Consider the following 22,565-nt stretch of genomic DNA (forward strand, 5'->3'; position numbering starts at 1 on the left):
GGCGTGGACAAGCGCGCTGCACAAGACCCCCTGATCCGCATTGCCGAGGCGCTGGAACGCCTGCGCCCGCCGCCTGCGCCCGCACCCGATTGGTCGGCGGCGGAGGCGTTCGTCTGGAACACCGATCCCGACCATCTGGAGCCGATCGCGCAGGTGAACCGCGTGCCGCTCGACCTGCTGCGCGGGATCGACCGGGCGCGGGACACGTTGATGGCCAATACGCTGCAATTCGCCCGGGGCCTGCCCGCGAACAACGCGCTGCTTTGGGGCGCGCGGGGGATGGGGAAATCCTCGCTCGTCAAGGCGGTCCACGGGGCCGTGTCCGACGAGGTGAGCGGCCTGAAACTTGTGGAGATCCAGCGCGAAGACTTGCCGAGCATCGGTCGGCTGCTGGCCCATCTGCGCGCCACCGACACGCGCGTGATCCTGTTCTGCGATGACCTCTCGTTTTCCCACGATGACACCCATTACAAGTCGCTCAAGGCGGTGCTGGATGGGGGCGTTTCGGGCCGACCGGACAACGTGATCCTATATGCCACCTCGAACCGCCGCCACCTGATGCCGCGCGACATGATCGAGAATGAGCGCGGATCGGCGATCAACCCATCGGAGGCCGTGGAAGAAAAGGTCTCCCTCTCGGACCGGTTCGGGCTATGGCTCGGGTTCCACGCCTGTGATCAGGACGCTTACCTGGCGATGATCCGGGGCTATTGCGATGCCTACGGAGTGGAGATCGGCGCCGAAGAATTGCGGGCGGAGGCCGTGGAATGGCAGGCCACACGCGGCTCCCGGTCGGGCCGGGTGGCATGGCAATTCTTCACCGATCTGGCCGGGCGCAGGGGCGTGTCGATCACGTCCTGAGCCGGCGCGTCAACGTGTGGCAGCCCGGATCGCGGCGCGCATCTGCGCTGTTTCTTCATCCTCGTCCAACGGCTCGGACATCGTCGCCACATCTGCGTCCCGTTCCGGCTCCGGGGCGGAGGCTTGCGGCTCCTGCAATGTTGGCTCCGCTTCCGTTGCGGGTTCCTCTGGTGCTTGGTCTGGTTCCGCCTTCTGAGGCGCGGTTTCCGTGCGGGACGGCATCGGCACGACGTCGGCACCTTCGGCGGCGGCCGCCGCAGCGGCGGCAAGAACGGCGGGAACGTCCTCGGGGGCCTGTTGCGGCTGTACCCGGGCGGCGGCACGCACGGCACCGGGGCGGCGGGGGGTCACGTCGGGCGCGGGCGGGCTGTTGCGGCGCATCTCCTCTGCGGCCTCCATCACCTTCAATGCGCGGCGGTCCATCATGCGGTGCCAGGCGGCGGGGATCATCGCGATCATTGCCATCACGGGCATGGAATAGGGCAGAACCGGCACGGTGGCTTGGGAATCCAACCGCTCATAGGGGCGGTCGGGATGCATGTGATGTTCCGAATGGGCGGGCGCGTTCATCATCAGATAGCTCGAAAATCCGCGCGGTGCATTCCAGCTGTGGTGCGGGGCCACCGGTTCCAGACGCCCGTTGGGCAGGATCAGCCGCTGCAACCCGTAATGCTGCACGTAATCCGACATCAGGATTTGCAAGCCCGTCAGCGCACCAAGGGCAATCAGCACCAGCGCGCCGCCAATCCCGGCGACAATGATGCTGAGGATCAGGGACACGACAGCCCCCCCGACCCAGACCCAGTAGGGGTTGGTGATATGGGTGTAGGGGCGATCCTTCCGCTCCAGCTTCTCCATCTCGGCGGCCAGCCCGGCCTCGAACGAGCCGCGCCAGGCGCGGGGCAGGTAATCCCAGAAGCTCTCGCCGGGAAGGGGGGTGTTCGGATCTTCCTCTGTCCCCACATTGCGGTGGTGAACCAGCCGGTGGGCGGAGACGTGATGCCCGAACCCGACGGAGGTATAGACAGCCGCCCCCAGCCAGCGCATCGCGACGGGGCGGCGGTGGATCAGCTCATGGGCGTTGGGATGGCTGACCTGCCCGAAAAACGATGCGGTGGCAAAGAGGTAGGCCACGGCCTGCCAGAAGCTGAGCGCGCCGGAGGTCAGGCCCTTGAGCGCGGCGACCAGCACCAGGACGTGGCCCACGGCGAGTGCGATGGACAGGACGTCGGACCATGGCAGCGTCTCCTCCTCCACCGGGGGGGTCGTGGGCCGGTCGAGCAACCGGTCTGCCACAGCGGCGATCACGGTCAGCCAGGCCAGTGCAATATAGGCAAAGCCACCCCACGCCGTGCCCGCCAGGATCAGCAGGAACATCGGAACGATCGTCACGATGGCATAGCGGGCGATGACGGGTATCGGCATCCGGGTCTGGTCCTTCACTCATGGCGCGGTCGCTGCGCGAATACATGGGCATTCTGGCGAAAGAATGGCGCGCCGCGCCCCTCTTTCCAAGGGCCCGTGCAGGGTTTAGGTGGGGTGAAGGCTAGCTGAGGGAAGATCGCCCATGTCCTTTTTCCGGAAATTGAAGGATCGGATGTTCAAATCGTCGTCCAAGCTGGACGAGGGATTGGATGCGATCATCGAAGAGGGCGCGGTGGAGGAGGCGTCGGACGATCAGGGGCTCTTGACGCCGGAGCTGGAGGCCGAGGCGGTTGCCGAGCCCGAGCGGGAGGTGATGGCGGAACCAGAACCGGTTGCGGTCCGCGCCCCTGCCGAGGAAGTCCTTCCTGAGCCTGAGCCTGAGCCTGAGCCTGAGCCTGAGCCTGAGCCTGAGGTTGTTGCGGCACCGGCGCCTGAACCGGCCCCTGCGCCCGAGCCGACGCCCGCCCCCGAACCGGCCCCCGCCCCGACCCCAGCCAAACCCGGCCTGCTTGGCCGCCTGATGGGCCGCACGGCAGAGCCGCGCCGGGCGCTGGATGATGACATGCTGGAGCAGTTGGAGGAACTTCTGATCACCTCCGACATGGGCGTCGACATCGCGCTGCGCGTCACCGCCAACATGGCCGAGGGGCGCTATGGCAAGCTGATGTCCGCCAGTGAAATCAAGAGCTTGCTGGCAGAAGAAATTACCCGCGTGATGGAACCCGTGGCCCGCCCGCTGCCGATTTACCCCAAGACACCGCAAGTGGTTCTGGTCGTGGGCGTCAACGGGTCGGGCAAGACGACCACCATCGGCAAACTCGCCAGCCAGTTCCGCGCGGCGGGCAAGAAAGTGGTGATCGCGGCGGGCGACACGTTCCGTGCGGCGGCGGTCGAACAGCTTCAGGTCTGGGGCGACCGGGCCGGTGTGCCGGTCCTGACCGCGCCCGAAGGCTCGGACCCCGCCGCGCTCGCCTATGACGCCATGGTCCGGTCCGAGGCCGATGGCGCGGACCTTCTGATGATCGACACGGCGGGCCGCTTGCAGAACCGCGCCGATTTGATGGAGGAGCTGGCCAAGATCGTCCGCGTGATCCGCAAAAAAGACCCCGACGCGCCGCACAACACGCTTCTGGTCCTCGACGCGACCACGGGCCAGAACGCGCTGAGCCAGGTGGAGCTGTTCGGCAAGATGGCCGATGTCTCGGGCCTTGTGATGACCAAGTTGGATGGCACGGCGAAGGGTGGCGTGCTCGTGGCCCTGGCCGACAAGTTCGGCCTGCCCATTCACGCGATCGGCGTCGGAGAGCAGATTGACGATCTGCAACCTTTCGACCCTGAAGATTTTGCCGATGCCCTGGTTGGAGTTGATCGTTCATGACCCCTATCCACAGCCCCTGTGGATAACGACGCGCGATGAGCGAATGGATCCAGAGCATCGAAGGCACGGCCCAGGGCGCGCAGGTGGCCCTTGCGCTCGCCCTGCTGGCGGCCTTCCTCCACGCCGTCTTCGGCGCCTTGCAAAAGGGCCGCCATGACCCGCTTCTGGCGCGCGGTGCCATCGACATCGTCTATTGCGTGATCGCCGCCCCCTTCGCGTTTTTTGTCGTCCCTTGGCCCGAGCCGCATATGTGGCCGATCTTCATCGGGGTCTTCCTGATTCACGTCCCTTACAAATGGGCGGTCCTCAGTGCGTTCCGGCGCGGCGCATATACCGTCGTCTACCCCGTGATGCGTGGCACCGGGCCGCTATTCACCATCTTCGGCGCGTGGCTGTTGTTCGGGGAGACGTTCAACGCCGTGCAGTGGATCGGGGTCGCAGTCCTCCTGGCGGGGCTTTACGGCCTGGCCGCCTACAACATGGCGAAGATCACGGTGGCGCGCGACACGCTGATCCCGGCCCTTGGCTTCGCGGTTCTCACGGGCCTTTTCGTCGCGCTCTATACCACGTTCGACGCCTACGGCATCCGCGCCACCGCCGATCCCTTCACGTTCTTGGCCTGGTTCTTTTTCATCGACGGCCTTCTCTTCCCCCTCCTCGCCCTGCGCTTCTATCTGCGGATGGGGGCAAGGCCGCCCCTTGGACCATTGGCGCTCCGTGGTCTGGCGGGCGGCCTGATCGCGCCGTTTTCCTTCGGATCGGTCATGCTCGCCACGCGCCTCGACCAGGTGGGGGAGGCGGCGGTGCTGCGCGAAACCTCCACCGTCTTCGCCGCGCTGATCGGGTGGCTCTTCCTCAAGGAAAGCGTCGGCCCGGTGCGCACGGCCCTTATGGGCTTGATCGCGGCGGGTGCGGTGATAGTTGAGGCAGGCGGATAGGAGGGCAGATGGCCGACGAACGAGAGATCAATCCCTGGCTGAAAAACGCCCTCGAACTCGGGCCGCCGATCCTGTTCTTCATCGCCTATCTGAGGCTGGAGGATACCAGCATCACCGTGGGCGGCACCGCCTATGACGGGTTCATCATCGCCACCGCCGTCTTCGTCCCGATCCTGCTCGCCTCCACCGCGATCTTGTGGAAGCTGACCGGAAAGATCTCTCGCATCCAGATATTTACCGCGATCCTTGTGGTGTTCTTCGGCGCGCTGACGGTGTGGTTCAACAATGACGCCTTCTTCAAGATGAAGACGACCATCGTCTACGCCTTCTTCGCCGCGATGCTGGGGATCGGACTGATGCGGGGCAAGAGCGGACTGAAATACCTGATGGGGGATCGCCTGCCCATGGCCGACGAGGGCTGGATGATCATGACGAAACGCCTCGCGCTTGCCTTCGTGGCCATGGCGATCGCGAATGAGGTGATCTGGCGCACGCAATCGGACCGCTTCTGGGTCACGTTCGAGACGTTCGTTTTGCCCGCGTTCCTGTTCGTGGTCTTCATGTCGCAAGCGCCCGTGATCGAGCGCTTCAGCCTCGACGAGGGGGACGAGGACGGGCCGGGGGCTTAGCGCCACCGGGCTTGCCGTCCGCCGCTTTTCCACAACCTTTCGTGCCGAACGGGCGCTTCTTGCGCGTGGGCTTGGCCTTCGCCGTTGCGTGGCCCTCCGTCGCGGCCTCCAGCCCCAATTGATCGCGCAGCACGCGCGGGCGAACCTCTTCCACCTCGCCCGCCTTCAACTGGCCAAGCCGGAACGGCCCGTAGGAAATCCGCAAAAGCCGGTTCACGTCGAACCCGATCTCCGCCATGGCGCGCCGGATCTCTCGGTTCTTGCCCTCGCGCAGGCCCACGGTGATCCAGGCATTCGCACCCTGCTGGCGGTCCAGCACCACCTCCATCGGCTGAAACCGCTCCCCCTCGGCCACGATGCCGCGGCGCAGGGGGGCGAAATCCGTGTCCTTGGGGGCGCCCTTGATCCGCACGCGGTACTTGCGCAGCCACCCGGTCGAGGGCAGTTCCAACTTGCGTTTCAACCCGCCATCGTTGGTCAGCAGAAGCAGGCCTTCGGAATTGATGTCGAGCCGCCCGACGCTCATCACCCTTGGCAATTCGGCGGGCAGGGAGGCGAAGACCGTGTCGCGCCCCTTTTCGTCGGACGTGGTCGTCACCAGCCCGCTGGGCTTGTGATACAGCCACAGACGCGGGCGCTGGATTTCGGGGAGGGGGGCATCGTCGACCTCGATCGCGTCCGCGTCGGTCACGTTCAGGGCGGGGCTGTCGATGCGTTTGCCGTTCACCTTGACGCGGCCCGCTTCGATCATGCGCTCCGCCTCCCGGCGCGAGGCGACGCCCGCCCGGCTCAATCGTTTCGCAATGCGTTCACCGTCGACCATGCCCCCTCGCTACAAGTTTGACAGCGCGGGGGAAAGCGGCTTTGACAGGCGCCATGGCCCAATTCACCAGCTTCATGGACATCGCGATGGAGGAGGCGCGTGCGGCTGCCGCGCGCGGAGAAGTGCCGGTGGGCGCGGTGATCACGCGCAATGGCCAAGTTCTGGCGCGGGCGGGCAATCGGATGCGCGAATGCCACGACCCCACCGCCCATGCGGAGATGCTGGCGATCCGCGCCGCCTGCGCCGTCTTGGGCACCGGGCGGCTGATCGGCTGCGATCTGTGGGTGACGCTGGAGCCGTGCCCCGCCTGTGCGGGCGCCATCGCGGCGGCGCGTCTTGATCGCCTCTACTACGCCGCCGCTGATCCAAAATCGGGCGGCGTGGCCCAGGGCCCGCGCGTCTTCGACCACCCCCAAGCCCATCACCGCCCCGAAATATATGCTGGGCTCATGGAAGCCGAGGCCGCCGCCCTTCTCAAGGATTTCTTCGCCGCCCGTCGCGATTGAGCCTGTCTTCCATGTGCCGAAAATATCCTGGGGGAGTCCGCAAGGACGGGGGCAAAGCCCCCCGCGCGCATGGCGCGCCACGAAAGAAATAATTGTGCGCGGAGGGCCTGTAAGCCGGATTTTGTCCCCCGGCGGGTTTCCCCGCCGGATGGATGACCATTCCTCTCGGCGGGCCGTTGCCGGACCGCTCTAGCTGCCAACCCGGACCGCGGGGTGAAGCGCCCCATGATGCGGTCCCTATTCGGCATTGCTCCCCGGTGGGGCTTGCCATGCGAGCCCTGTTGCCAGGGCCCCGGTGGGCTTTACCCCACCGTTTCACCATTACCCAGCGTCCCGCAAGCGGGGCGCGAAGGCTGTCTGTTTTCTGTGGCGCTGTCCGTCGGATCGCTCCGCCCGGGCGTTACCCGGCACCATCACTTCAGGGAGTCCGGACTTTCCTCTGGGGCGATTTTCCCACGTTCGCGGGACAACGCCCCGAACCCGACAATTGGGTTCTGATCGCTGTGCGATCAGGTTCCAATGAAAGGGTCCGGTGATCCCGCGACCCAAGGAAATGCGCCCCAGCGGCCATCCAGCCCTCCGCGCAGATCCGCACCTACGCGCCCTTCGTCGTCCGTTCAACCCCGTACCGCCGCGCCAGATCCGCCATCAACGCGCAATCCTCTCCATCGAGCGGCCCCGTTGCCCAGGGCCGAAACCGCATCCGCACCACCTCCAGCAGCAGGTCGTCGTCCATCGCGCCATAGCCGAAGGCGGTTGCGTCGCGGCGGAACGCGGCCTTGTCCGCCTCCGCCCCCCTGGCATCCGACCACACGGCAAGCCCCTGCCGCGCCAGGCGCTTCCAGTCGAACCGCCGCCCGGGGTCGATCTTGCGGCCCGGGGCCATGTCGGAATGGGCGATCACGCCGTGGGGCGGGATGTGCCAATCCTCCAGAAGTTTGCCCAGAAGCGGCTCCAGCGCCGCCATCAGTGGCTCTGAGAAGGGGGAGCGCCCGTCATTGTCCAACTCGATCCCGATGGAGCGGGAATTGACGTCGCCGCGCCCGCGCCATTGGCCCTTGCCCGCGTGCCAGGCGCGCATCTGGGGGGCGACCAGCTCCAACACGTCTCCGTCCCGACCGATCAGGTAATGTGCCGACACCTCGCGCGCCGGATCGCACAGCGCGCGGGCGGCGGCGGCGCAATCGGCCATGGCGGTGTAGTGCAGGACGACCAATTCGGGGCGCAGGCCATCGCGCCGCTCCCCGAAATTGGGACTCTTCATGGGAATTTACCCGTCGATCGCGGGCAGGGTTTCGAAGCTTTCCGCCGGGGCGGCGGCCTCTGCGCGGAGGGCGCTGGGATCGAAGCCGCACACGAAACCGTCGCCATCGGGGTCCATGCCGTTGGGATCACGTTCGGGCCCGCCATCGGCCAGGAACCGGTCCTGCGCCTGATCCCGGCTGGGGAATTGCGCGCACAGATCCTGCCCGTCGCGGCGGAACGGATTGCGCCGCCATTGCTGCTGCCCGGGCAGATGGGTCGTGCGCAGGGCGAAGGCCGCCACGCGGGGGATCAGAGGCGGCGGCAACACGTCGGAGGCCTGCTGCGGCTGGACATTGTCGAAGACGCCACCGGTCTGTCCGGCGGCCTCGGCCTCCGCAATCGCGCCTTCTGCGATGCCCGCGATATTGTTGGGATCGAGGAAGGTCACGTCGCCCGTGGCCCCCGCCTCCACCGGCAGGCCATTGGCACCGACGGCACCGGGGGCCGCGCCCGCGCCGGGCAGGGTGGTGGACGAAATCTCTCCGTTCAGGGCGATGCGGCGCGAATCGATCCCCAGCCGGTCCAGCTCCTGCTGTTGCGGGTTCACGTCATTGGGGACCGGCCCGCAGGCCGTCACGCCCAGAAGGACGAGTAACAAAATACGCGGGTAAGCCATTACAAAGTCTCGATTTTCCTGCCTGAGGCGCAGATTACCACCATTTACCGGGTTTTTCCACAAATCCCGCCGCCTGTTCCAAGGCGTAGGCGGTGTTCAGCAACTCGCCTTCCTCCCACGGCTTGCCGATCAGTTGTAGACCGAGGGGCAGTCCGTTGCGGTCCAGCCCGGTCGGCACGGCAATTCCGGGCAGGCCGGCGAGGTTCACGGTCACGGTGAAGACGTCGTTGAGGTACATCTCCACCGGATCGCTGACCTCCTTGCCCAACTCGAAGGCCGCAGACGGGGTGGCGGGGGTCAGGATCGCGTCGATGCCATCGTTGAACACCGTCTCGAAATCCCGTGCGATCAGCGCGCGCACGCGGCGGGCGCGGTTGTAATAGGCGTCGTAGAAACCGGCGCTCAGCACGTAGGTGCCGATCATCACGCGGCGCTGCACTTCGGCCCCGAACCCTTCGGCGCGGGTCTTTTCGTACATCTCCGTGATGCCATCGCCGGGCGCCATCTTGGCGCGGTAGCCGAAGCGCACACCGTCGTACCGCGCGAGGTTGGACGAGGCTTCGGCGGGCGCGATGACGTAATAGGCGGGAAGCGCGTATTTCGTGTGGGGCAGGGTGATATCCCGGATCTCCGCGCCCGCATCTTTCAGCATCGCGGTGCCGTCGGCCCACAGCGTCTCAATCTCGGCGGGCATCCCGTCCATGCGGTATTCGCGGGGAATGCCGATGACCTTGCCACGAATGTCGCCAGTCAGCATCGCCTCGAAATCCGGGACGGCGAGATCGGCGGAGGTCGAATCCTTCGCGTCATGGCCCATCATCGCGCGGCCCATGATGGCGGCGTCCCGCACCGTTTTCGTCATCGGTCCGGCTTGATCGAGTGACGAGGCAAAGGCCACGATCCCCCAACGGGAGCAGCGCCCGTAGGTGGGTTTGAGCCCCACGGTGCCGGTGAAGGCGGCGGGCTGGCGGATTGAGCCGCCGGTGTCCGTGCCGGTGGCGGCCATGCACAGATCGGCCGCCACGGCGGTGGCCGAGCCGCCGGAGGAGCCGCCGGGCGTCAGGCCCGCATCGGAGTTGCCCGCGCGCCACGGGTTGACCGCGTTGCCGTAGACGGAGGTCTCGTTCGACGAGCCCATGGCGAATTCGTCCATGTTCAGCTTGCCCAACATCACCGCGCCCGCGTCGCGCAGCTTGCCGGAGACGGTGGATTCGTATTGCGGTGTAAAGCCGTCGAGGATTCTCGAGGCTGCTTGCGAGGCCACACCTTCGGTGCAGAAGAGGTCCTTTATGCCCACCGGGATGCCGCATATATCGGGCGCGTCCCCGCCCTTGATCCGCGCATCGGCGGCGCCGGCGCGTTCGATCGCGATTTCGGGCGTCTTGTGGACGAAGGCCCCCAGCGCGTCGGCACGGTCGATGGCATCGAGGCAGGCCTGCGTCAGCTCGGCCGAGGTCACGTCCCCCTTGCGCAGCGCGTCGCGTGCTTCGGCAATCGTGAGTTTGTTCAATTCGTTCATTTCAAAACACCTCTGGGCTCCGCCCGTTCATTGCTGAAACCGATCCACAGGATCGATTTCCGGGCGCGCCTCACTCCACCACTTTCGGAACTGCGAAGAAGCCTTCGCGCGCGTCGGGCGCATTGGCCAGGACCTTGGCCACCTGGTTGCCGTCCGTCACTACATCCTCGCGCCGGGGCAGGCGCATGGGCGTAACGGAGGTCATCGGCTCCACATTGTCCACGTTCACTTCCTCAAGCTGTTCGATAAACCCGAGGATCGCGTTGAATTCGTGGGCGAGGGCCGGAAGCGCGGTTTCTTCGACCTTGATCCGGGCCAGTTTCGCGACCTTGGCGGCGGTTGCGGTATCGATGGACATGGGTGGTTCATCCTTAAACAGAACGGGCCGGGTTTAGCCGCGTGGGGCAGGGGCTTCAAGCATGGTTGCGCGGCAGGGGCGGGCGGTTAGGCTGGTCGGGTGCGGAAACAGGGAGATGCGCGATGAAATACACCTGGTTGGGCCATGCGAGTGTGCGGTTGGAGATCGGCGGGGAGGTGTTGCTGATCGACCCGTGGTTGCAAGGCAACCCGGCCTTTCCCGACGCGCGGCGGGACGAGGCCCTGGACGGGGCGACGGCGATCGTGCTGACCCACGGGCATTTCGACCATGCCAAGGAGGTGCCCGATCTGGCCAGGGACCTCGGCGTTCCTGTCTACGCGATCGTCGATCTGGCGCAAATGTGGGAAAAGCAGCATGGATTGAATGTCGTGGGCTTCAACAAGGGCGGCACGGTCCGGATCGGCGATGTCGCCGTGACCATGGTGGCCGCCAGCCATTCCTCGGCGATTTTCGGGGAAGATGGCGGGACGATCTATGCGGGCGATCCGGTGGGCTACATGATCGAGGGCGAGGGGCGGACGATCTATGTCTCCGGCGACACGGACGTGATGGCCGATATGGGCGTGTTGCAGGATCTGCACGAGCCGGAGATCGGGATCCTGTGCGCGGGTGGGCATTTCACCATGGATATGAAGCGAGCGGCCTACGCGGCGTCCAGATTGTTCCGGTTCCGGACGGTGATCCCGGTCCATTACAGGACCTTCCCGCTGCTGGAGCAATCGGCGGAGCCCCTAAGGGCGGCGCTGCCGGATGTGCGGGTGCTTGATCCGGAGGTGATGGAGGCGGTGGAGCTGTAGGGCCGGGGCCGGGCGAACGGCCCACCCGCCCGCCCCCGTCCGCCCGGCCCCGCTCACCTGGCCCCGTCGCGCACTTTTGTGGGCTAGGCACCTGTGGCAGGTCTGGGAGCCTTCGGCGGGGATATTTTCGGCACATGGAAGACGGGGCGCCGCGCGGGGGGAGAGGGCCGCGCGGCGCCGGGGGGGCGGCGCAGTGGAGGATCAGAGCGGGCGGATCATCTCCACCGCCGGAAACCCGATACCGGGGCGCAGCATCACCTCGATCTCGCCGCGCCGCTGGAAGCCCATCGCGGCGTAGAACGGCTCTGCCGTGCGGGTGGATTGGCACATCATCCAGCGCACGCCGGAATTGCGCGCGGCGGCAAAGCTGCGTTGCAGGATCTTGCGCGCGAGCCCGCGCCGGGTGGCCCCGGGATGGGTGACGACGTGGCGGATATGGCCCACGTCACGCGGGCCCACGCCCCCCTGCGGCGCGCCGTGGGTCCAGCCGCCGGCGGCCAGGGCCGCACCGTCCCCGTCGAGCGCCACGTAATAGGAGCCGCAACGCAGCAATTCCGCGCGCGCGCGGGTGATCAGCGGCAGGCAGGTGACAAGGACCGACGGCGGGTAATCGGGTTTCAACAGAACCGGGTAGCTTGCGCCCAGAAGCGCGTCGATCGCGGGCAGATCCGCGCTGTTCGTCGTCCGTATCACGATATCTTCCACCATGGCTCTATCCTCCGTCTTCGCCATGTGTCGCCCGCCCGAAGGATGCCGGTTGGGCAAAGAAAAAGGCCGCGTCGATTGCTCGGCGCGGCCCTTCTGTCGGTCTTTGGATCGGCGATCTTACTTGATCTTGCCTTCCTTGTATTCGACATGCTTGCGCGCCACGGGATCGTACTTTCGTACGACCATCTTCTCGGTCATCGTGCGCGCGTTTTTCTTGGTCACGTAGAAATGACCCGTGCCTGCGGACGAGTTGAGGCGGATCTTGATGGTGGTCGGCTTCGCCATGGGTCAGGCTCCTGTTCGGGTCGGGGCGGGCGGCTTGGGCCGCGCTCGCGCAAATTCGGGTAGAGACGCGCCTTTTACCGGGCGAGGGCGGGGAGTCAACACCTCAAATGCCGCCCGGAAGCGTCGCCGCCACCGCGCCAAGCGCCCCCATGATGACGAGCACCCATAACAGGTCCATCCGGCGCCAGATCAGGAGCGCGCCCGCGATCAGCGACAGGGCGATTGCGGGCAGCGAGAGGGTTGCAGGATCGGGCCACCACAGGCCCCAATCCGTCCGCGTCACCACCGCGAACCACACGTGCAGCGCGAACCAGAGCGACAGGTTCGCGATCACGCCGACCACGGCCGCCGTGATCCCCTGCAACGCCCCGGTCAGGCGCGGGCGGGACGCGATCCATTCCACGTAGGGCGCGCCCGCGAAGATCCACAGGAAGCACGGCACGAACGTCACCCATAACGTCACGAGGGCCGCGAGGGCCCCCATGCCCCAGCCACCCGCCTGCGCGCCGGCCATGAAACCCACGAATTGCGTGACGAGGATCAGGGGCCCCGGTGTCGTCTCGGCCAATCCCAGGGCGTCCATCATCTGGCCGGTGGTCAGCCAGCCGAAGCCCACCACGACTTCCTGCACCATGTAGGCCAGCACCGCATAGGCTCCGCCGAAGGTGACCACGGCGAGCGTGGAGAAGAAGGTGGCCACATCGGCCAGCACACCGGGCGCAAAGAAGCGCAGGGCGAGTAGCGGCAGGAGCCAGATCGCGGCCCAGATCGCCACCGTTCGTGCGGTGCGGGATGCCGACACGGCGACGGGCGGGGCGGGCGCGACCTCGCCTTGCAAGAACAGCGCGCCGATGGCGGCGGCAGCGAGCACGATGAGGGGGAAGGGCACCTGGAAGACGAAGATCGCCACGAAAGCCGCGCAAGCCAGCGCAATCGCCAATCCGCCCCGAAGCGCCTTGCGGGACACCTTTATCAACGCCTGGATGACGATGATGATGACGGTCGCCTTGATGCCGAGGAACACGGCCGCCACCAAGGGAAGGGTGCCGTAGGCGGCGTAGAGGCTGGCGAGCAGCAGGATCACCGCAGCGCCGGGAAGCACGAAAAGCAGCCCCGCCAGAAGCCCGCCCGTAATACCCTGCATCCGCCATCCGGCATAGGTGGCCAGCTGCATCGCCTCCGGTCCTGGAAGCAACATGCAGAAGCTGAGCGCGTTGAGGAATTGCCGCTCGCTCAGCCACGGTCGCGCCTCCACCAATTCGCGGTGCATCAGGGCGATCTGCGCCGCGGGCCCGCCGAAGGACAGAAGGCCGATACGCCCGAAGACGCGGAACATCTGGGAGAGGGTCGGTTGCGTCATGATTGCGCCCCGTGCAGCGCGGTCGGGGTGGGAGCGTCGGGCATTGTGCGCAACCGCCCGCGATAGGCGGCGTCGAGGCAGGGGAAGGCCGCGCTTGGCCGATCGCCCGCGCCGACGAGTTGAGCGGCAAACAGGGGATTGGTGCCGACCTCTTCCAGAAAGTCCGCCAGGCCGGGCATGGCGGGCGCATCACGCGCCGTGGCGATGCAGGCGTCGAAGCGCGCGGCGACGCCATCCAGATCGGCCCGCGGAACCTGCAATAGCTCGGCACCCGGCGCGGTGAAGCGGATCGCGGCCCAACACGACGCGACCTCCGCCGCGGTTGCGTCCAGTGGCAGGGCATAGATCGTGGGCGGTGTGCGCGTGGATACGGGCAAGCCCGCCCCGACCCACTCGACCTGTCCGCCCCGCAAGCGCCGGGCCGCGATACCGTGATTGGACAGGCGTGCCGTGACCCCGGCAGAGAGTTTCAGCCCCTTGTGGCAGATCACGATGGCGCCCTTGCCCTGGGCCAGCACCACTTGCGCATGGGCATCGGTGTGGGGGACAGGGATTGCCGTGGGCAGGCGGCCCGCAATCTCCTCCACGTCTTCGGGCAGGCGAACATCCATGAGGATCGGCGCGTCCGGCCGGGTCAGGGCGAGGATCAGGTCAATCGGCGTGCACGTAGGGAAATCAGGGGACATGGCGCAGGTCCTTTCAGGCATCCATAGCTTCGCAAGATCGGAGCTTGGGCATCTGCCTGAAGGGGAGCCGGTTCCCCTGATCCGGACCATGCCGGAGCGTCGGGGGCGACGCAACGAAAAAGGGCCGGGAAGTGTCCCGGCCCTTCGTGGATCGTTTTAGATCACGTCAGCTTATTCGCGGTTGCCCAGGAAGCTGAGGATGATCAGGAACATGTTGATGAACGACATGTAGAGGTTCAGCGCGCCCATGATCGCGGACTTCGCCAGCCACTCCGTATCGCCGTACTGGGCGTGGTCGATGTAGTCCTGCTTGATCGTCTGCGTGTGGTAGGCGGTCAGACCCGCGAAAACCAGCAGAAGCAGGGCCGAAATCGCCAGATCGAAGCCCGGGATCACGATGCCGAAGAAGGCGGACATCACGAGCGAGCCGATCATCAGCACGATGCCACCGATCAAGCCCATAAACAGGAAAGCACCCCAGCCCGAGATGTCTTTCTTCGTGACATAGCCGAACAGGCTAAGTCCCGCGAAGGCGATCGACGTGACCAGGAAGGCCTGCACGATCGACGCGCCGGTGAACACGGCGAAAATATAGCTGATCGACATCCCCATCACGGCGGAGAAGGCGTAGAAGAACAGCTGTGCCGCGGCCGAGGAGGCGCGGGTGATGATCGCGCCGAACGCGAAGATCATGCCCAGCGGCGCGAACATCACGATCCAGCCAAGGATCGTGGGTTGCAGCGTCACGGGGTCGTTGAGCAGCGACAGGAGCGCGGGGTTGGACCCGAACGCCCATGCGGCGGCGAAGGTGATCAACAGGCCGATGGACATCGTGCCGTAGACCTTGTTCATGTGTGCGCGCAGGCCTGCGTCGATCTCCGCCGCGGAGGTCGCGATGCCTTGCGAACGCATCGTCTGATATTCAGCCATAGGTTCCTCCAGAAAAACCAGTTGAGCCCCGACGGGGCGTCTCATGGGTGAATATCGGTGAGGTCGGGGCATATTTCAAGCAATCGGTCCCTAACGTTTCCGCTGGGACCGATAGTTTTTTCCTATTGATCGCCTGCCGGATCGCCCTTGCGACGCGAGGGATCGGATCAGAGGCGCCATGTGTGCGGCACATCCCAGATCGGGCGGCCCACCTCGCGGTGAACCTCCGCGTCGCTCAGGCCGATGTCGCGACGCATGTGCGGGGGCAGGCGGTCCAGGTGTTGACGCTGACGCCACACACGGAAGAGGCGCGCAACGGCGGCGACCGAAACCGTCGGTGCGGTCCGGGCTTTGGGCGGCGCGGCGCGCCGGGTCAGGGGCATATGCGCCATGGCGTTTCCTTTCGATTTTGTGACGAAGTGTCGATTTTGTATTCCGATAGGTGATATGTAGACGCGCGGGTCGCATTTTGATAACGAATGTTATTGAAGTTTCTCATCACGGGATTTGATGCATGCCCCGCAACCTGGACCTCACCGCGCTGCGCGCCTTCGTGACCGTTGTCGATGCCGGTGGCGTGACGAAAGCGTCCGGCTTCCTGAACCTCACGCAATCAGCCGTCTCCATGCAGCTCAAGCGGCTGGAGGAGGCGCTTGATGTCGCGCTGTTCGACCGGGCGACGCGGAAGCTGAACCTCACCGGCGCGGGGGAGCAGATGCTGGGCTATGCGCGCCGGATGCTGGAATTGAACGACGAGGTGCTGGGCCGCCTGACTTCCAAGGAATACGAAGGCGTGATCACCCTCGGCGTGCCCCATGATGTCGTCTACCCGGCGATCCCGGAAGTCCTGCAACGGTTCAACACGGCCTATCCGAGGATGCGGGTGCAGCTTCTGTCGATGGGGACCATCAACCTCAAGGCCGCGTTCGAGCGGGGAGAGGTCGACGTGATCCTGACCACCGAGGAAGACGTGGATCGGGGTGGTGAGACGCTTCTGGAGCGGCCGATGGTCTGGGTCGGCGCACAAGATGGACAGATGTGGAAACAGCGGCCCCTGCGCCTGGCGCTGGAGGATGCCTGCATCTTCCGTGGTCCCGCACTATCGGCCCTCGATGCCGCGGGCATTTCCTGGGAGATCGCCGTGGAGGCGGATTCGATCCGCACGGTGGAGGCGTCGGTCAGCGCCGATCTGGCGGTCCATGCCGTGATCGAAGGCACGGAATCACCCTATACGCAGATGATCGCCCACAATGGCGCGTTGCCGTCCCTGCCGCGCATTCGCATCAACATGTACCGGTCCGACCTGTCCCGGGCGGAGCCGGTGGATGCGCTGACTGACCTTATTCGGCAAGCGTATCGCGCGATGTAGGCCCATCACGCGGTGCCGCGCATCACATCGTCACGACAACCTTGCCCGACACCTTGCGGGCGCGCAGAAGCTCCAACGCCTCCGTCGTCTGGTCCAGCGGACGGGTCGCGCCGATATGGGGTGACAGCTTGCCGTCCGCATACATCGCCATGAGGTCCGACAGGCTGCGCGCCAGTCGTTCCGGCGCCCATTTCATATAGCCACCCCAATAGAAGCCGATCGCGTCGATATTCTTGACGAGCAGGTGATTGGCCGGGATTTGCGGCACGTCCCCGCTGGCGAACCCGATCACGATGATGCGTCCGCCGGGATTGGTGGCGCGCATCGCGGCCTTGAAGCCGTCTCCACCCACGGCATCGTAAACCACATCCGCACCGCCAAGCGCCTTCACCTCCGCCCTTATATCCGCGGTGTCGCTGTCAAGCAGGTGGGTCGCGCCCGCGGCCTTCGCGACGGCCAGTTTCTCGGCCCCGCGGGCCACGGCGATCACCTCCGCCCCCATGGCCGCGCCCAGTTCCACTGCCGTCAGCCCGACACCGCCCGCGGCCCCAAGGACCAGCAGACGTTCGCCCTTGGCCAGCCGCGCCCGGTCCGTCAGCGCCAGATGCGACGTGCCATAGGCCACGATGAAGCCCGCCGCCTCCTCGAACGGCATGGAGGGGGGGATTTCCACGCAGCGGGCCGCGTCGAAGCATCCCGCTTCCGCCAATCCACCCGACCCTTCGAACACGGCGACGCGGGTGCCGATGGCCGGTGACGTGACGCCGTCCCCCAACGCCTCCACCACACCCGCGATTTCCATGCCAAGCGTGAAGGGCAGGGCGGGCGTGTCCTGATAGGTGCCGTTGATGATCAGAAGATCACCGAAATTCAGACCACAGGCCTTGATGCGGATCAGGACCTGACCGGGTCCGGGGCGGGGCTCCGCAATATCTTGCACCTTCGGCTCGGTTCCATGATCGCTCACCACATATGCCCGCATGTTCGGCGCCCTCGAAGCTGTTTCGGTCCGGCGTTGTCCTAGCTTGCCCGCGCCGCCCGCGCCAGAGGATGAAAAAAACTGCACAACCTGCCATTGAACGTCTATGGTAGCGATCTACTCTTCCGATACGCCTGATCCGAGGCGGGACGTCAGACACCCCGCTCAGGCTACCGACCACGAACATACGACCGCCACGCACCGTTTGGGGAGAGCACGCGTGACACATCATGTGGACGTCCATGTCGGAAAGAGAATTCGCCATCGTCGCTGGATGGTGGGCATGACCCAGCAGCAACTGGCCGAGAAGGTCGGGATCAAGTTCCAGCAGATCCAGAAATATGAGACCGGGATGAACCGCGTCTCCGCCTCCCGGCTTTGGGATATCGGCTCGGCCCTGTCGGTGCCGGTCAGCTATTTCTTCGAAGGGGTGGAGCAGACGGAGGAAGCCTCCGACGTCAGTGCCGGGCTGGATACCGCCGATGACGCCGCGCTGCCGGGGGATCTGCTTGCCGATCGGGAGGCGCTGGAGCTTGTGCGGTCCTACTACGCCATTCCGGAAAACCAGCGCCGTCGCCTGTTCGATCTGGCCCGCGTGCTGTCGGACACCGCCGCGGCCTGATCCGGACCTCGACGCCCGCGCCCGCTTGACCGGGGCGCGGCCCCATGCCACGCCAAAGCCGCACGGCTGCGCCCGTGCCGGTGATCCTTTCCAAAGGCGGCTGGCCGATGTCCGACCCGATTTCCCCAGAGCTTCAGCGTGAGTTGATGGATGTGGCCCATGCCATGGCCGACGCAGCCCGCGCAGCGATCTTGCCGCATTTCCGTGGGCGCGGCCTTGGCACGACCTCCAAGGAAACGGACCACTACGATCCGGTGACGATTGCGGACCGCGCGGCGGAGGCCGCGATGCGCGTCGTTCTGGCACGGCGCCGCCCTGACGATGCCATCCTGGGGGAGGAGGAGGGCGCCAGCCCCGGGACATCCGGCCTGACCTGGGTGCTGGACCCGATTGACGGCACGCGGGGCTTCGTCTCCGGCACACCGACCTGGGGCGTGTTGATTTCCCTGAACGGCGCGGATGGGCCGCAATATGGTATCATCGACCAACCCTATATCGGGGAGCGGTTCGAGGGCGGTTTTGGCCGCGCCCGCGTGGTCGGCCCCATGGGGGAGGCACCCTTGGCCGTCGCCCCGTCCGCGAGCCTCGCCGAGGCGACGCTCTTCACCACGTTTCCGGAGGTCGGCACGCCAAACGACCGCGCCGGGTTTGAGGCGGTGCGCGATGCTGTCCAACTGACCCGCTATGGCTGCGATTGCTACGCTTACGCGCTTCTGGCAGCGGGGCAGGTGGATCTGGTGATCGAGGCGGGGCTGAACGCCTATGACATCGCCGCCCCCATCGCGGTGATCGAGGCGGCGGGCGGTATCGTGACCGATTGGGATGGCGGCCCGGTCCATGACGGCGGGCGGGCGATTGCGGCCGCGTCCGAGCCGCTTCACGCCGCCGCCCTGGCGCTGGTGCAGGGGGCGACCCATGGCTGATCTCGTTTTGCGCAATGTCACGCTCTGCCTGAGCATGGACGACGTGATGGCGGAGCATTCGGACGTCGATATCCTGTTGAAGGACGGGCAGATCGCGCAGATCGCGCGGGGGATCGAGACGGAGGCGGAGGCGCTGGATTGCATCGGTTGCCTGGTCACGCCGGGCCTTGTGAATACGCATCATCACCTGTTCCAGACCCTGACACGCGCCGTGCCGGGGGCGCAGGATGCGGCGCTTTTCGGGTGGCTGCAAACGCTCTACCCGATCTGGCAGCGATTCACGCCCGACCACATGCACACATCTGCCGTGGTGGGCCTGGCGGAATTGGCGCTTTCGGGCTGCACGACCTCGTCCGATCACCTCTACCTCTACCCCAACGGCGCGCGGCTGGACGACACGATCGCGGCGGCGGCGGAGGTGGGGTTGCGGTTTCACCCCACGCGCGGGGCGATGTCCATCGGCGTGTCGCAAGGCGGCCTGCCCCCCGACGACCTGGTGGAGGCGGAGGAGGCGATCCTCGACGATTGCATCCGCGTGATCGACGCGTTCCACGATCCTGCCCCCGACTCCATGTGCCGGGTCGGTGTGGCCCCGTGTTCACCCTTTTCCGTCAGCCGGGAGCTGATGCGCGACGCGGCGCTGCTGGCGCGCGACAAGGGCGTGATGCTGCACACGCACCTGGCGGAGAATGATGAGGACATCGCCTATTCCCTTGAACAATTCGGCTGTCGCCCCGGCCAATATGCCGACGATCTGGGCTGGATCGGCGACGATGTCTGGCACGCCCATTGCGTGAAGCTCGACGGGGCGGAGATCGACCTTTTCGCCCGCAGCGGCACGGGCGTGGCCCATTGCCCCTGTTCCAATTGCCGCCTCGCGTCCGGGATCGCGCCGGTCCGTGCGATGCGGGATGCGGGCGTGAAGGTGGGGCTTGGCGTCGACGGTTCCGCCTCCAACGATGCGGGATCGCTGATCGACGAGGCGCGCCATACGCTCTTGTTGCAGCGCGTAGCCTCCGGCCCGTCCGCGATGTCCGCGCGGGAGGCGCTGCGGATCGCTACGCGCGGCGGGGCGGAGGTTCTGGGCCGTGGCGCGGAGATCGGGCAGATCGCGCCGGGCTTCCGTGCCGATCTGGCGATCTGGGACATGTCGGGGGTGGAGGCGGCGGGGTCCTGGGACATGGCGGCCCTGCTTCTAGCCGGGCCGCGCCGCGTGCGGGACCTGTTTGTCGAGGGTCGCCGCGTGGTGCGCGACGGGGCTTTGAAGTCCACCGACCTTGCCCCGCATATCGACCAGCAACGTCGGCTTGCGCAAGAGCTTGCCGCGACGCCCTGATTGTGAATTTCGAACGGGTTTGGCCGCCAAACGTCGCGCACACACGGTTCGCGTTACACATCCGCGCCAACCGTCAGGACTATCCCCAAACTTATCCACAGGCCGCATAGCACGACGTATTGCGTCCTTGCCCAATGAAGCGCCCTCAGGCATCCTTGACGCAATCGAGCTCAAAACAAGGGATCCGTTGCAATGATGATCCGACTGGCGGCGGCCTTTGCCGTCCTACTTCTTGGCCTGTCCGCCTGCACGCCCACCGGGAACAGCGTCACCACGAATGCCACCGGGGCGGGGACATCGCGCCTCAGCTTCGGGACCTCCGTTGATATCGCCAATGTCGGTGCCCGTGTCTCGACCCTCCGGGCACAGAACGGGGTCGTGCGTCCTGTCGGCCATTCCGCGGCGCTTCAGGCGGTGGCCCAGGCCCACGCCGACACGATGGCGCGGACGGGCGAGTTCAGCCATTCGGGCGCGAACGGCTCCACCCTCGCCACGCGGATGCGCGCTTCCGGCTACACGGCCTGCTTCGCGGCGGAAAACATCGCCCACGGCCAGACCAACATCGCGCAGGTCTTTCAGGATTGGATGAGTTCCGACGGCCATCGCCGCAACATCCTGTCGCCGCAGGCCACCCAATTCGGCTTTGCGCGCAACGGGACCTATTCCGTCCTGGTTCTCGGGCGCAGTTGCTGAGCGATCGCGTGTGATTGGCTGATCGCAATGCCCGCCAGGATCAGCGCTAGCGCGTAGAATAGCTGGGGCGGAAGGCGTTCATCCATCAGCGTCACGCCGAAGAACACGGCCCAGATCGGGATCATGTAGCTGGTCAGTGACATGAACAGCGACCCCGCCGTCGTAATCACCCGTATCCGCAGGATCGCCGCTAATCCGGTGGGGAAGATCGCGGTGTAAAGCAGCGCCCACCCCGCCCAGGGGCGCGTCACGGCGGGCGGGCCGTCCAGCACGTAGGCCAAGGGCACCAGGGCCACGCTTGCCGTGAACAGGATGCCGGTCGCAAAGGCCACCGGCGGGATCGTGGGCGCGCGCCGTGTCATCACCGACCCCGCGCCGTAACACAGCGCCATGGCAATACAGGCCAGCCGTCCCAGAAGGGTGCCTTCCCCGAACGCACCCGGACCGACCAGCAATAGAAGGCCGACGAAGCCAAGGCCGACCCCGATCACCTGCCGCCGTCCAATCCCTTCCTCGGGGGAGAAGATCGCGACCATCGGCAACACCAGCAGCGGGATCGCGCCCATCGCCACACCCGCGAAGGCCGACGGCACCTGCGACAGCCCCCATGACAGCAGCACAAGCGGCAGTGCCAGGGAGCCGAGGCCGATCACCGACACGAACGCCCAGGCGCGCAATCCCAGGATCTTGTCCAAACCCTGTCCCATCGCGAAGCTGAGCGGCACGAGGATCAGGGCCGCCAGCGCCACGCGCCCAGCGGCGACCCACCATTGGCCTATTCCCGTCAACGCGGTTGCGGTGCCCATGAAAACGGTGCCCCAGATCAGCCCAAGCAGCGTGATGAGGAACCAGTTCAGAAGGCCAGGTGCAGCGGGGGACGCTTTCATTGAAAGCTCGACGCGATGGCGATGAAACACGCGACGATCACGGCCAGCACGACCCATTTCCACCACGCATCTTCCGTGTGCGGTGGTGCCGCCTCGCGTGGCTCGATCGGGCGCGCGGGGCGGTCCGGCCCGAAACGCCAGATGGTCGAACGGGGCGTGAACCCGGCGCGCGCGAACAGGTCCGCCGATGGCGCGCCGTCCCAGACCTGCGCGGTCAGGTCATGCCAATCCCGCGCCTCGGCCTCCGCCTTGGCCGTCTCCAGAAGTTCCATCGCGATGCCCTTGCCGCGCCAATCCTCGTGGACCCAGATATCGTTGACGGAGCCCTTGTGGTACGCCTCCGCGTCCCGGCGCAGGTGCCAACTGAGCAGGACATAGCCCACGATCTGCCCTTCGGCATCGGCGACAAACAGGTTTTCCGATTGATTCACGGGCTGTCCCTTCGCATCGCGGAAGGCAAGCACGTGGTCACGCGCCATCAACATCTCCCACCCGTTTTCGGGGAAGGCGTGGGGCTGGCGGGCACGATGGGCGTCCCATGTCTTCTGGCTGGCCGCGATGATCGTGGCGCGGTCGCCTTCTTCCGCCGGTCGGATGGTGATCCTCATCGT

Annotated in this window: 26 protein-coding genes and 1 other RNA gene; 11 read left to right on the plus strand and 16 right to left on the minus strand. The window is 66.1% G+C overall.

What is annotated here, in order from left to right:
- Positions 1-3 precede the first annotated feature (3 nt).
- The gene (locus tag KUW62_RS03220; RefSeq protein WP_224814079.1) at positions 4-861 is read left to right on the plus strand and encodes an ATP-binding protein; all 858 of its coding nucleotides are present in this window, start codon (positions 4-6) and stop codon (positions 859-861) included.
- Positions 862-870: 9 nt separating this feature from the next.
- Here the strand turns inward: KUW62_RS03220 and KUW62_RS03225 are convergent, their stop codons facing one another.
- A complete protein-coding gene (locus tag KUW62_RS03225) occupies positions 871-2,286 on the minus strand; it encodes an alkane 1-monooxygenase (protein ID WP_224814080.1) in 1,416 nt (471 codons plus the stop codon).
- A 142-nt stretch (positions 2,287-2,428) separates the two neighbouring features.
- Here KUW62_RS03225 and ftsY point away from each other — a divergent pair, with 142 nt between their 5' ends.
- From ftsY to KUW62_RS03240, 3 genes are read left to right on the plus strand one after another with little or no spacing between them, the layout of a single operon-like run.
- On the plus strand, positions 2,429-3,664 hold the full coding sequence (gene ftsY / locus KUW62_RS03230; RefSeq protein ID WP_224814081.1) for a signal recognition particle-docking protein FtsY: 1,236 nt from the start codon (positions 2,429-2,431) through the stop codon (positions 3,662-3,664).
- 35 nt (positions 3,665-3,699) lie between these two features.
- On the plus strand, positions 3,700-4,602 hold the full coding sequence (locus KUW62_RS03235) for an EamA family transporter (protein ID WP_224814082.1): 903 nt from the start codon (positions 3,700-3,702) through the stop codon (positions 4,600-4,602).
- A gap of 8 nt (positions 4,603-4,610) precedes the next feature.
- On the plus strand, positions 4,611-5,231 hold the full coding sequence (locus KUW62_RS03240) for an inner membrane-spanning protein YciB (protein ID WP_224814083.1): 621 nt from the start codon (positions 4,611-4,613) through the stop codon (positions 5,229-5,231).
- Here the strand turns inward: KUW62_RS03240 and KUW62_RS03245 are convergent.
- Complete coding sequence (locus KUW62_RS03245; RefSeq protein WP_224814084.1) at positions 5,191-6,054, minus strand: pseudouridine synthase; 864 nt, start codon at positions 6,052-6,054, stop codon at positions 5,191-5,193. The genes KUW62_RS03240 and KUW62_RS03245 overlap by 41 nt on opposite strands.
- Positions 6,055-6,107: 53 nt before the next feature.
- Here KUW62_RS03245 and KUW62_RS03250 point away from each other — a divergent pair, with 53 nt between their 5' ends.
- Positions 6,108-6,560, plus strand: a complete 453-nt coding sequence (locus KUW62_RS03250) for a nucleoside deaminase (RefSeq protein ID WP_224814085.1) — start codon at positions 6,108-6,110, stop codon at positions 6,558-6,560.
- A gap of 94 nt (positions 6,561-6,654) precedes the next feature.
- Here KUW62_RS03250 and rnpB read toward each other — a convergent pair.
- The 5 genes from rnpB to gatC form a co-directional block, all read right to left on the minus strand.
- Positions 6,655-7,143: RNase P RNA component class A (gene rnpB, locus KUW62_RS03255), an RNA gene on the minus strand.
- A 12-nt stretch (positions 7,144-7,155) separates the two neighbouring features.
- Positions 7,156-7,824, minus strand: coding sequence for an N-acetylmuramoyl-L-alanine amidase (locus KUW62_RS03260; RefSeq protein ID WP_224814086.1), 669 nt, complete (start codon positions 7,822-7,824; stop codon positions 7,156-7,158).
- 6 nt (positions 7,825-7,830) lie between these two features.
- The gene (locus tag KUW62_RS03265) at positions 7,831-8,481 is read right to left on the minus strand and encodes a hypothetical protein (protein WP_224814087.1); all 651 of its coding nucleotides are present in this window, start codon (positions 8,479-8,481) and stop codon (positions 7,831-7,833) included.
- A 34-nt stretch (positions 8,482-8,515) separates the two neighbouring features.
- Positions 8,516-10,000: an Asp-tRNA(Asn)/Glu-tRNA(Gln) amidotransferase subunit GatA gene (gene gatA, locus KUW62_RS03270; RefSeq protein ID WP_224814088.1), complete on the minus strand. Its 1,485-nt coding sequence runs from the start codon at positions 9,998-10,000 to the stop codon at positions 8,516-8,518.
- Positions 10,001-10,070: 70 nt separating this feature from the next.
- On the minus strand, positions 10,071-10,358 hold the full coding sequence (gene gatC / locus KUW62_RS03275; RefSeq protein ID WP_224814089.1) for an Asp-tRNA(Asn)/Glu-tRNA(Gln) amidotransferase subunit GatC: 288 nt from the start codon (positions 10,356-10,358) through the stop codon (positions 10,071-10,073).
- Positions 10,359-10,480: 122 nt separating this feature from the next.
- Here gatC and KUW62_RS03280 point away from each other — a divergent pair, with 122 nt between their 5' ends.
- Positions 10,481-11,176, plus strand: a complete 696-nt coding sequence (locus KUW62_RS03280; protein ID WP_224814090.1) for a metal-dependent hydrolase — start codon at positions 10,481-10,483, stop codon at positions 11,174-11,176.
- A 201-nt stretch (positions 11,177-11,377) separates the two neighbouring features.
- On the opposite strand, the gene KUW62_RS03285 is transcribed toward KUW62_RS03280, so the two are convergent.
- From KUW62_RS03285 to KUW62_RS03310, 6 genes are all read right to left on the minus strand, one after another.
- Complete coding sequence (locus KUW62_RS03285; RefSeq protein WP_224814091.1) at positions 11,378-11,908, minus strand: GNAT family N-acetyltransferase; 531 nt, start codon at positions 11,906-11,908, stop codon at positions 11,378-11,380.
- A 93-nt stretch (positions 11,909-12,001) separates the two neighbouring features.
- Complete coding sequence (rpmG, locus tag KUW62_RS03290) at positions 12,002-12,169, minus strand: 50S ribosomal protein L33 (RefSeq protein WP_011454349.1); 168 nt, start codon at positions 12,167-12,169, stop codon at positions 12,002-12,004.
- 103 nt (positions 12,170-12,272) lie between these two features.
- Entirely contained in the window at positions 12,273-13,529 is a 1,257-nt protein-coding gene (gene chrA, locus KUW62_RS03295; RefSeq protein ID WP_224814092.1) for a chromate efflux transporter, read from the minus strand.
- The gene (locus KUW62_RS03300) at positions 13,526-14,215 is read right to left on the minus strand and encodes a rhodanese-like domain-containing protein (RefSeq protein WP_224814093.1); all 690 of its coding nucleotides are present in this window, start codon (positions 14,213-14,215) and stop codon (positions 13,526-13,528) included. Before KUW62_RS03300 ends, chrA begins: the two co-directional genes overlap by 4 nt.
- Before the next feature lie 171 nt (positions 14,216-14,386).
- Complete coding sequence (locus KUW62_RS03305; RefSeq protein WP_224814094.1) at positions 14,387-15,145, minus strand: Bax inhibitor-1/YccA family protein; 759 nt, start codon at positions 15,143-15,145, stop codon at positions 14,387-14,389.
- A 167-nt stretch (positions 15,146-15,312) separates the two neighbouring features.
- Positions 15,313-15,537: a DUF1127 domain-containing protein gene (locus KUW62_RS03310; RefSeq protein WP_224814095.1), complete on the minus strand. Its 225-nt coding sequence runs from the start codon at positions 15,535-15,537 to the stop codon at positions 15,313-15,315.
- Positions 15,538-15,659: 122 nt separating this feature from the next.
- Here KUW62_RS03310 and KUW62_RS03315 point away from each other — a divergent pair, with 122 nt between their 5' ends.
- Positions 15,660-16,514 (plus strand): LysR family transcriptional regulator, encoded by an 855-nt coding sequence (locus tag KUW62_RS03315; RefSeq protein WP_224814096.1) that lies wholly within the window; start codon positions 15,660-15,662, stop codon positions 16,512-16,514.
- Between the two features lie 22 nt (positions 16,515-16,536).
- Here KUW62_RS03315 and KUW62_RS03320 read toward each other — a convergent pair whose 3' ends face one another.
- Positions 16,537-17,496 carry an NADPH:quinone oxidoreductase family protein gene (locus KUW62_RS03320; RefSeq protein WP_224814097.1) on the minus strand — a complete coding sequence of 320 codons (960 nt, stop codon included), beginning with the start codon at positions 17,494-17,496 and terminating at the stop codon, positions 16,537-16,539.
- A 217-nt stretch (positions 17,497-17,713) separates the two neighbouring features.
- Here KUW62_RS03320 and KUW62_RS03325 point away from each other — a divergent pair, with 217 nt between their 5' ends.
- The 4 genes from KUW62_RS03325 (at position 17,714) to KUW62_RS03340 (ending at position 21,067) form a co-directional block, all read left to right on the plus strand.
- Entirely contained in the window at positions 17,714-18,115 is a 402-nt protein-coding gene (locus KUW62_RS03325; protein ID WP_224814098.1) for a helix-turn-helix transcriptional regulator, read from the plus strand.
- Positions 18,116-18,222: 107 nt separating this feature from the next.
- The gene (hisN, locus tag KUW62_RS03330; RefSeq protein WP_224817026.1) at positions 18,223-19,038 is read left to right on the plus strand and encodes a histidinol-phosphatase; all 816 of its coding nucleotides are present in this window, start codon (positions 18,223-18,225) and stop codon (positions 19,036-19,038) included.
- Complete coding sequence (locus KUW62_RS03335) at positions 19,031-20,374, plus strand: 8-oxoguanine deaminase (RefSeq protein ID WP_224814099.1); 1,344 nt, start codon at positions 19,031-19,033, stop codon at positions 20,372-20,374. Before hisN ends, KUW62_RS03335 begins: the two co-directional genes overlap by 8 nt.
- A 192-nt stretch (positions 20,375-20,566) precedes the next feature.
- Positions 20,567-21,067: a CAP domain-containing protein gene (locus tag KUW62_RS03340; protein ID WP_224814100.1), complete on the plus strand. Its 501-nt coding sequence runs from the start codon at positions 20,567-20,569 to the stop codon at positions 21,065-21,067.
- Here KUW62_RS03340 and KUW62_RS03345 read toward each other — a convergent pair.
- Both KUW62_RS03345 and KUW62_RS03350 read right to left on the minus strand, forming a co-directional pair.
- Entirely contained in the window at positions 21,034-21,954 is a 921-nt protein-coding gene (locus tag KUW62_RS03345) for a DMT family transporter (protein ID WP_224814101.1), read from the minus strand. The genes KUW62_RS03340 and KUW62_RS03345 overlap by 34 nt on opposite strands.
- Positions 21,951-22,562: a GNAT family N-acetyltransferase gene (locus tag KUW62_RS03350; protein WP_224814102.1), complete on the minus strand. Its 612-nt coding sequence runs from the start codon at positions 22,560-22,562 to the stop codon at positions 21,951-21,953. Before KUW62_RS03350 ends, KUW62_RS03345 begins: the two co-directional genes overlap by 4 nt.
- Between the last annotated feature and the right edge of the window lie 3 nt (positions 22,563-22,565).

Origin of the sequence: Hasllibacter sp. MH4015, from assembly GCF_020177575.1 — a bacterium.
Lineage (GTDB): Bacteria > Pseudomonadota > Alphaproteobacteria > Rhodobacterales > Rhodobacteraceae > Gymnodinialimonas.

Coding starts and splice junctions, on each gene's coding strand:
- KUW62_RS03265 (WP_224814087.1), bottom strand. CDS start 8,481: ATGGCTTACCCGCGTATTTTGTTACTCGTCCTTCTGGGCGTGACGGCC.
- KUW62_RS03285 (WP_224814091.1), bottom strand. CDS start 11,908: ATGGCGAAGACGGAGGATAGAGCCATGGTGGAAGATATCGTGATACGG.
- KUW62_RS03245 (WP_224814084.1), bottom strand. CDS start 6,054: ATGGTCGACGGTGAACGCATTGCGAAACGATTGAGCCGGGCGGGCGTC.
- KUW62_RS03310 (WP_224814095.1), bottom strand. CDS start 15,537: ATGGCGCATATGCCCCTGACCCGGCGCGCCGCGCCGCCCAAAGCCCGG.
- KUW62_RS03315 (WP_224814096.1), top strand. CDS start 15,660: ATGCCCCGCAACCTGGACCTCACCGCGCTGCGCGCCTTCGTGACCGTT.
- KUW62_RS03350 (WP_224814102.1), bottom strand. CDS start 22,562: ATGAGGATCACCATCCGACCGGCGGAAGAAGGCGACCGCGCCACGATC.
- gatA (WP_224814088.1), bottom strand. CDS start 10,000: ATGAACGAATTGAACAAACTCACGATTGCCGAAGCACGCGACGCGCTG.
- KUW62_RS03260 (WP_224814086.1), bottom strand. CDS start 7,824: ATGAAGAGTCCCAATTTCGGGGAGCGGCGCGATGGCCTGCGCCCCGAA.
- KUW62_RS03335 (WP_224814099.1), top strand. CDS start 19,031: ATGGCTGATCTCGTTTTGCGCAATGTCACGCTCTGCCTGAGCATGGAC.
- KUW62_RS03225 (WP_224814080.1), bottom strand. CDS start 2,286: ATGCCGATACCCGTCATCGCCCGCTATGCCATCGTGACGATCGTTCCG.
- chrA (WP_224814092.1), bottom strand. CDS start 13,529: ATGACGCAACCGACCCTCTCCCAGATGTTCCGCGTCTTCGGGCGTATC.
- hisN (WP_224817026.1), top strand. CDS start 18,223: ATGTCCGACCCGATTTCCCCAGAGCTTCAGCGTGAGTTGATGGATGTG.
- rpmG (WP_011454349.1), bottom strand. CDS start 12,169: ATGGCGAAGCCGACCACCATCAAGATCCGCCTCAACTCGTCCGCAGGC.
- KUW62_RS03305 (WP_224814094.1), bottom strand. CDS start 15,145: ATGGCTGAATATCAGACGATGCGTTCGCAAGGCATCGCGACCTCCGCG.
- KUW62_RS03340 (WP_224814100.1), top strand. CDS start 20,567: ATGATGATCCGACTGGCGGCGGCCTTTGCCGTCCTACTTCTTGGCCTG.
- KUW62_RS03320 (WP_224814097.1), bottom strand. CDS start 17,496: ATGCGGGCATATGTGGTGAGCGATCATGGAACCGAGCCGAAGGTGCAA.
- ftsY (WP_224814081.1), top strand. CDS start 2,429: ATGTCCTTTTTCCGGAAATTGAAGGATCGGATGTTCAAATCGTCGTCC.
- gatC (WP_224814089.1), bottom strand. CDS start 10,358: ATGTCCATCGATACCGCAACCGCCGCCAAGGTCGCGAAACTGGCCCGG.
- KUW62_RS03250 (WP_224814085.1), top strand. CDS start 6,108: ATGGCCCAATTCACCAGCTTCATGGACATCGCGATGGAGGAGGCGCGT.
- KUW62_RS03235 (WP_224814082.1), top strand. CDS start 3,700: ATGAGCGAATGGATCCAGAGCATCGAAGGCACGGCCCAGGGCGCGCAG.
- KUW62_RS03240 (WP_224814083.1), top strand. CDS start 4,611: ATGGCCGACGAACGAGAGATCAATCCCTGGCTGAAAAACGCCCTCGAA.
- KUW62_RS03345 (WP_224814101.1), bottom strand. CDS start 21,954: ATGAAAGCGTCCCCCGCTGCACCTGGCCTTCTGAACTGGTTCCTCATC.
- KUW62_RS03280 (WP_224814090.1), top strand. CDS start 10,481: ATGAAATACACCTGGTTGGGCCATGCGAGTGTGCGGTTGGAGATCGGC.
- KUW62_RS03300 (WP_224814093.1), bottom strand. CDS start 14,215: ATGTCCCCTGATTTCCCTACGTGCACGCCGATTGACCTGATCCTCGCC.